Below are 6,942 nucleotides of genomic sequence, written 5' to 3'. Positions count from 1 at the left end.
GTAAGAGGCCGAACGGCCCGTCTCGGTCCGGCCGGTTTTCCCGATTCGGGTCCGCCGTTGGCGGACTTCTGGCATCCTCGCCGAGAGTTTTCGGCTCGTGACACGGGGTGGCCTGTTGCAGTACACGATCAGCGCGAGCGCGTTCCTCGCGATCATCATCGTCATTCGGCTGCGCCGGCGGACTCAGTCCCGTTCCCGGAACGACGAGCTGGTGACCGTGCTGAGCGCCGTCACCCTCGGGGTGCTGATCGCCGCCACCCCGCTGGGCCGGAGTATCCACCAGCTCGTCGACGCTGTCGTCAGGGCGCTTCAATGACCAGCGTGCCGAGTTGGCGGCACCCGTTTCGTCGGCTTCACCATCACGGCGTCGAGAGGAAACTCGCACCGGCGGTACAGGCAGCGGACGACCTCGGCGTTCCGCTCGACACGGCCAGGATCCGTGCCGCACTCGGTTACGACCCGCGGGGGCCGGCAGTGTTCGCCTTCCCGGCAGTCCTTGTCGCGATCCTCGACTACTTGATGGTCATGTACAACAAGTCCGGGTGTACCCCGGGCGGCCGACTGACCCCGGAGGGAGGGGCGTGCACGCCCTGGGAGACCGTGTGGACGGGCCTGCTCGGTATCGCCGGGTTCGTGTTCCTCGTCGTCGCGGCCGCGGTGGTGACCTCCATCTGCGGTGGCGAGTGCGTCAATCCAACCTACCAGCCGCTCTATCCGGCTTTCGGCCTCCTGCGGGCAGCCGCGGACCTGGCCGGCTCCGATCCCGCCGGCCGCTACACCCACACGGTCGAGCTCAGCCGCAAGGCCGCCGAACTCCGCCAGCCGCTCCGGGTCGCCATCAACCACACCACCGCGACGTTCGGCACCGGCAAGGAGCGCAAGGCCACAACGAACCGGCATATCGAGCGCGTGCAGGGGACTCTGGGCCTGGCAGCCGACGACCTGCTCGTCAACAGGCGGGAAGCGGCCCAGAAACTCGGCGTCCTGGCCGCCACCATCACCAACAACCTCGCCCACGACCGCTTCACCGACCTGCTGCCAGAGGCCAGCCTCCCTCCCATGGCTGCCCTGGAACCGGACCGCCTCGACGGCAGACGGCTGATGAAGGCCTGCCGTCTGGCCGGCATCCTGGTCTTCGCCCTGGCAGCGGCCCTAGGGCAATCCGGAGTGGATGCGACGATCCTCGTCCCGGCCGGGCTGGCCGTCTGGCCGGTGGTCTCCTTCCTTCTCCTGTGCCACCGTCACGGCCTCGCCGAGGCCACCCGGCTCATCCGCAGCATCCGCTCACTCCTGCCCGGAAACACAACCCCAACGGCACCATGACGGCCCGACCCCACCGGATGAGGAGTTTGGCCATTGGTATGCCGACGAGCCACCGGTGGCGGGCGATCCTCCGCGTGGGGTGTTCGGGTTTCTCTCCGCCCCAGGCCAGGAGTTCCGCGTAGCGTGACCGACGGACCGGACACAGAGACCGCTACCGGGAGGGGAGTTCGTGCAGTCGGGAACCGTACTGGACGGGCGCTACGAGCTCGTCGAACGGATCGGAGCGGGCGGCTTCGGACAGGTCTGGAAGGCCTACGACCCGAAGATCGACCGCTGGGTCGCGGTGAAGATCCTGATCACCGACGACGCTTCCCAGAGCGCACGGTTCACCCGCGAGGCCACCGTCGCCGGCGGGCTGTCCCATCCCCACATCGTCACCGTCCACGACGCCGGCACCGCTGAATACGAAGGCCGGCTGCTGTCCTACCTCGTCATGGAGCTGATCGACGGCACGCCGCTGAGCACCGTTCAGGAATGCGGTCCCCTTCCGATGCCCGATCTCCTGTACGTCGCGTGGTGCGTCGCCGACGCCCTCACCGCCGCCCACCGCGTGGGCCTGGTCCACCGCGACATCAAGCCCTCCAACATCATGATCATCAGAGACGAGCACAACGGCACCAAGCTCGTCGACTTCGGCATCGCCAAGAGCACCGACACCCGCCACGACATCACCGCCACCGGCATCCTGATCGGCACCCCCGCCTACATGGCCCCCGAAGCCTTCAACGGCACCCTCGACCACCGCTCCGACCTCTACTCCCTCGGCTGCGTCATCCACGAAATGGCAGCCGGCCAACGCCCCTTCGACGGCACCGGCGGATTCTGGCGCTACGCCCACCAACACGCCCACGACACCCCACCCCGGCTGCGCACCCTTCGCCCCGAAGTCCCTCTCGAACTTGAGGACCTGATCGTCCGGCTCCTGGCCAAATCCCCGGAGCACCGCCCCGCCACCGCGCAGGAGACCGCCCGCGAACTCAGGAAGATCACCGACCGGTACTACAACCCCAGCGCCCCGCAGAAGGGCAAGGACAACACCTGCGACGTCACCCTCACCGTCGAGGAAGCCGCCCTTGGCGCCGTCATTCCGATGCGCCGCAGCGAGCACACGCCCTGCCCCGACTGCCGCGGCTCCAAGCGCAGGGCGACCTGGTGCTCGACCTGCTCCAATACCGGCAGCGTCGTAACCCGGCGGCACGTGCACAACGTCCGCATCCCCGCCGGCGTTCGCGACGGACAGCGCCTGCGCCTGCGCGGTCTGGGCAGCCGCGGCTACAACGGCGGCGAGAACGGCGACCTTTACGCGACCGTATACATCGAGCCCTGACCGCCACCTGGCTCCTGGCCAGGGCCCCTCGGTCTCCCCATGTCGTCAATGACCGGGGTGCCGTACCGCCCCGGCCGGGACGGGGCGGCAACCACAGCGACGTCGCGGTTCGCGGCGGGCCGGGTGGCTGAGCGCGGTGCGCTCCGCTACCGCACCCTGGCCAGCGCCCGGATGCGCTGGACCATCCTTCGCTGCCGCCTGGACTGCGCCGCCGGATCCGCCGCCAGGGCCGTGACCGGCCCAGCCCTCGGCCCGTCACCGCACCGGCCGGACCGTAGCCGGTCCGGCCTGTCCTTCCCTGTCAAGTCAGCATGTTGAGCGCACGGCGTTGGGGCCGGGGCTACGCCTGACGGTCGTCCACGTCCTCGGTTCCGCGCGTCGGTAGGCATCGAACAGCTGCAGGATGTGGAATGCCTGAGGCGTTGTGCTGGGCACCCGGCCGTTGATCTGCGAGGTGGTCCCGTTGCGGTGTTACCTGCTTCCCTATGTGTGGTCGCAGCAGGACCTGACGCTGGTCCTGGGCACGAAGAACATCTTCGGCGTGCGGTCCGGAGGGAAGGATGGGCCGGACCCGATCGTCTGGAACAACGCCGCCCAGCGGGTCATCCCGGGCGGGGCCTCCGCACGGGGCGAGAGGCCCGACGCCGCGGCGGTGCGGGAATTTCGCGAGGATACCGGCATCGACCTGCGGGACGCAGAGACCCGGGAGCGGGTCAGATGCGAAGGCCACTGGTGGTCGCACACGTTCACGGCCGACGGGGCACAGTTCTGCTGCGCGTTCCAACGGCTCCAGCACGAGCGTGAGCTCATCGACGAGGCGAACGCCAACATCCAGCGGCGCGTCGCGGGCATTCAGGACGACGAACTGCACGACCTCGCCAGCTACGCCGGTGCCCGGCCCGAGCACCACTTCGGCCCGGGGAAGCTCGACACTCCTTGGAAGCGGCACCAGTACGACGCACTGGATACGAGGAAGCGGGAGCGGTTTCGCGAGCTGAGCGGCAAGCCGTTCGACTGGTTCGTCCTGGCGGCGCAGTACCTGCGCGACCACCCGGGCGGCTGAGTGGCCGCCCGGGAGGGCCGGGGATTCAGGGGATGGCGTTCTGGATCCGGGCGGCGTAGGCGCCGAGGCTGATGGCGTTGTGGTCGGAGCGCGCGCTGTCGAGCACCCGGATCGCGTCGGTGAGGACGGGAGCGGGCATGAGCAGAAGGGTGGGGGTCAGCTCGGTGTAGGCGATGACGCGCCAGTTGGCGGCCGTGTTGAGCGAGGTCGCCCAGACGGAGAAGTCGGTGTCGGATGTGAGGGGGACGCCGCCGAGAGCCTGCAGGGTGGTGTTCTCGTACTTCTCCTTGGAGGTGCTGGAGGAGCTCTTGCCGCTGGACTGCTTGTAGCTCCCCCCGGCGCCGATGCCCGCGAACTTGGCCTCGACGGTCGCGGAGAAGTCCTCCTTCTCCGTCTCGGCCTGGGAGAACTCCGTGACGGTGGTGGTCTGTGCCGCGTAGATCGCGCCGCCGAGGGTGACGCCGGTGGGCAGGAAGTAGCCCCAGGTGTCGAGGATTTCGAGAAGCCGGCCGAGGTGTTCGGAGTACTGGTCCTGGTCGTTCTCCGGCGTGACGGCCTTCTGGACCGCCGTGATGAACTCGGGGTTCGCTGTCACCTGGGAGAGTTCCACCTTCAGTTCGATCTCCCGGACCATGAAGCGGCTGACGAGGTACTCGGTGACCGTCTTGGAGTCGGAGGACTGCGTGCGGGCGTGCTCGTACTCCGCCTTCGCGTCGCCGTAGGTGCTCGTGAGGGAGGCCGACGACGCCTTGGTGCCGGTGACCTCCAGGTGCTGGGTGAGTTCCGCGAAGGCGTAGCTGCTCGACTTCTCCGAGGAGATGGTGGGCTGGGTGGCGGCCGGCTGCTGACGGGGCTTCCAGGTGTAGAGCTCCTTCGTCCCGGTCTTCAGTCCGTCCTCGGTGTCCGGGATGCGGCCGTGCCGCAGGTCCACGTTCTCCAGGATCTGGAGCTTCTTGGGGAAGGGGAGCTGCCTGTAGCGGTCCACGCCGTCGGGGCTCTTCAACTGCTCCAGGGCGGACAGGCTGCCGATCGCGACCGTTGGTACCGTCGCGCCGTTGGCGGCCGTGGTTCCCAGGACCTCGGAGAGGCGGATCTGGTTCTCCTGGGTCCTCTCGACAGTGGACTCGCCGCGCAGGAAGGAGTCGTCCGCCGTCATGAAGCCGATGGCGGTCAGGTTGTCGCGAGTGGCTTCCAGTGTGGCGGCCTTGTCGAGTTCGACGCTGCGCGCTTCGCCGTCGCTCTTCACCACGTAGATCAGGTCGGTCGGGGGTTTGCTCATGGTCGGTTCCCTTGGTCGGCCGGTTCTCTTTGAACGTGCGGAGGCGGGCCCGCTCAGGGGGCGGGCGGCGCGTTGTAGAAGTCGATGATCTGCTGTGCCTCGGCGACGGACTTGACGACGAAGAAGTAGATGTCGACCTTCGAGCCCTCCTCCCACTTCTCCTCATCCCCGACCGAGACGCCGCCGCTCGTGTCTCCGGAGTCCTTGCCCGACTTGGTGAGCTTCCCGGGGTGCTGATCGTCAGGGGGGATGACGACGACGCCCTTGCCGGGCGAGGGAGCGGCAGCTGCGCCGTCCGCGACGCCGGAAGCGGGGGCGGAGACGGAGGGAGTCGTAGGCCGGGATCTCGGGTGGTGAGGAGTGGTTCGTGACCGTCTTGCCGTTCCATGTGAGGGTGAACGCCCGACGTGACTTGACGGCGACCTTCTGGTAGTTGATGTCGACCTTGCCGGACTGGTCCTTTTCCGCGCCGACGACCTCGATCATCTTGCCGTTTCCCGAGTACTCGCGCAGGGCGATCGTGGTCCAGGCAGCCGGCGGGTCCGAGACCGCGTATCCGTAGTCGATGAAGGTGTCGAACCCGTCCCTGAGCTCGCCCTCCCAGCCGGCGCACGCCCACGACGTGAGGACGAACTCGACGACCGACCCCTCGAAGACGATGCAGACGTTGTCGTACTTGGAGGGCTTCGTCCTGTCGGCGGGCCGTACGTCCGTCAGCATGATGGGGCTGAACACGCCTCGCAGCTTCGCGTTCTCCTCCCTCCCGTTCTGCGAGTTGTTCAGGATCACGGTCACGCGCAGGTAGTGGTTCACGAAGGAGTCGGTGGAGAGTCCCACTAGGGCGGGTCGCTCGGCCACGATGTCGATGACGTTGACGCTGTAGACGCCCTTACCGCTCAGATGGAGCACCTTCCTCAGGTCGAGCTCGTCCTCCAGCATGGGATCGATCGAGCCCGAATCCGTCCTGAAGTCCTGCCCCGAACCCGCCCTCACCTCCAGGAAGCGGTACTTCGGTCCGGAGTCACCCGAGGCGTCGGGCGTGATGAAGCCGGCAGCCTCCAGGTGGCGCCGCACGTCCTCCAGTTTCGTGTCCGCGGGCAGCGTCAGTGCCTGCTCGCCGCCCTTCGCGGCGATCTTGCGGAACTTGATGTCGATTCCCGCCATGCCGGAACTCCTTTCACCGCGTGGTCCCCGGCCTGTCCTATCCCCACGCGCCGTGCGACCGCGCTCTTGGCGCTCCCGATTCACCAGGATGTGTGACCTGCCCGGTCGGCAGCGCCCCGACGCGCAAGGCGAAGGAGAGCAGACCGGGGCAGCAGCCCAGGTCCCTCGCTATCGACGGACATCCTGCAGCCGTACGGGCGGGCGGCTGACCGTCTTCACAGCGAGGTACAGAACGGCGATCTGTATGCCACCGTGCACATCGAACCCTGACCGGCCGCCGGCTGACCGGCCCAGGAGCTGCACCGGAGGTCCTGTCTTCATGCGCCCACCACCCCGCGATCACCCGAACGAGACTCCCGTTCGCTCGACAACCCCGTGAGCGGTACGACAACGCCCACTCATCGGGGGGATCGCGGCCTGGTACCCGGTCAGACAGCGCGCGCCGCCCTTCGCACGCCGCACCCTGTCCCGAAGCAGAAGGTGTCGGCAACAAAATGCGGTTCTGGATCATTTTCCGAAAGTGATCCAGAACCCAATTTCAGACGCTGCCGACAGCTGTTCTCAGGGGTGAGCGAGTCGCAGTTTCGCAAGCTGGTCGCGCGGGGTGTGCCGTCGTGGAGATGACGCCCAGCGAGGTCGGGCGGCTCTCGCCACCGGAGGTGCCGGTCACCGCCGTAGGCCGTCGCACGTCGTCAGCGGGCGGACCAGATCGGGCAGTCGGCCGTGTGGCGGGTCAGCACGACCACGGTCCCGCCATCCGTGAGCTGTCGGTCTCGGGAGACCGTG

At 67.8% G+C, this 6,942-nt stretch carries 6 protein-coding genes; 4 read left to right on the top strand and 2 right to left on the bottom strand.

The genetic code is table 11. The features are described from left to right. The first annotated feature begins 115 nt into the window (after positions 1 to 115). The 4 genes from AB0J08_RS40680 to AB0J08_RS40665 all read left to right on the top strand — a co-directional run bounded on the left by AB0J08_RS40680 (position 116) and on the right by AB0J08_RS40665 (position 3,713). Positions 116 to 316: a hypothetical protein gene (locus AB0J08_RS40680; RefSeq protein ID WP_360644949.1), complete on the top strand. Its 201-nt coding sequence runs from the start codon at positions 116 to 118 to the stop codon at positions 314 to 316. After that, entirely contained in the window at positions 313 to 1,323 is a 1,011-nt protein-coding gene (locus AB0J08_RS40675) for a hypothetical protein (protein ID WP_360644946.1), read from the top strand. Before AB0J08_RS40680 ends, AB0J08_RS40675 begins: the two co-directional genes overlap by 4 nt. A gap of 169 nt (positions 1,324 to 1,492) precedes the next feature. Further along, positions 1,493 to 2,650 carry a protein kinase gene (locus AB0J08_RS40670; RefSeq protein ID WP_360644943.1) on the top strand — a complete coding sequence of 386 codons (1,158 nt, stop codon included), beginning with the start codon at positions 1,493 to 1,495 and terminating at the stop codon, positions 2,648 to 2,650. A gap of 424 nt (positions 2,651 to 3,074) precedes the next feature. Then, positions 3,075 to 3,713, top strand: coding sequence for an NUDIX hydrolase (locus AB0J08_RS40665; RefSeq protein ID WP_360644940.1), 639 nt, complete (start codon positions 3,075 to 3,077; stop codon positions 3,711 to 3,713). 25 nt (positions 3,714 to 3,738) lie between these two features. On the opposite strand, the gene AB0J08_RS40660 is transcribed toward AB0J08_RS40665, so the two are convergent. Continuing rightward, positions 3,739 to 4,992, bottom strand: a complete 1,254-nt coding sequence (locus AB0J08_RS40660) for an MAC/perforin domain-containing protein (RefSeq protein WP_360644937.1) — start codon at positions 4,990 to 4,992, stop codon at positions 3,739 to 3,741. 240 nt (positions 4,993 to 5,232) lie between these two features. After that, positions 5,233 to 6,156: a hypothetical protein gene (locus AB0J08_RS40655; protein ID WP_360644934.1), complete on the bottom strand. Its 924-nt coding sequence runs from the start codon at positions 6,154 to 6,156 to the stop codon at positions 5,233 to 5,235. Between the last annotated feature and the right edge of the window lie 786 nt (positions 6,157 to 6,942).

The sequence above is a fragment of the Kitasatospora sp. NPDC050463 genome, assembly GCF_040655255.1.
In the GTDB taxonomy this organism is placed as follows: Bacteria; Actinomycetota; Actinomycetes; order Streptomycetales; family Streptomycetaceae; genus Kitasatospora.
Note: the sequence above shows the minus strand (reverse complement) of the source record. Positions and strands in the feature narration are given on the sequence as shown.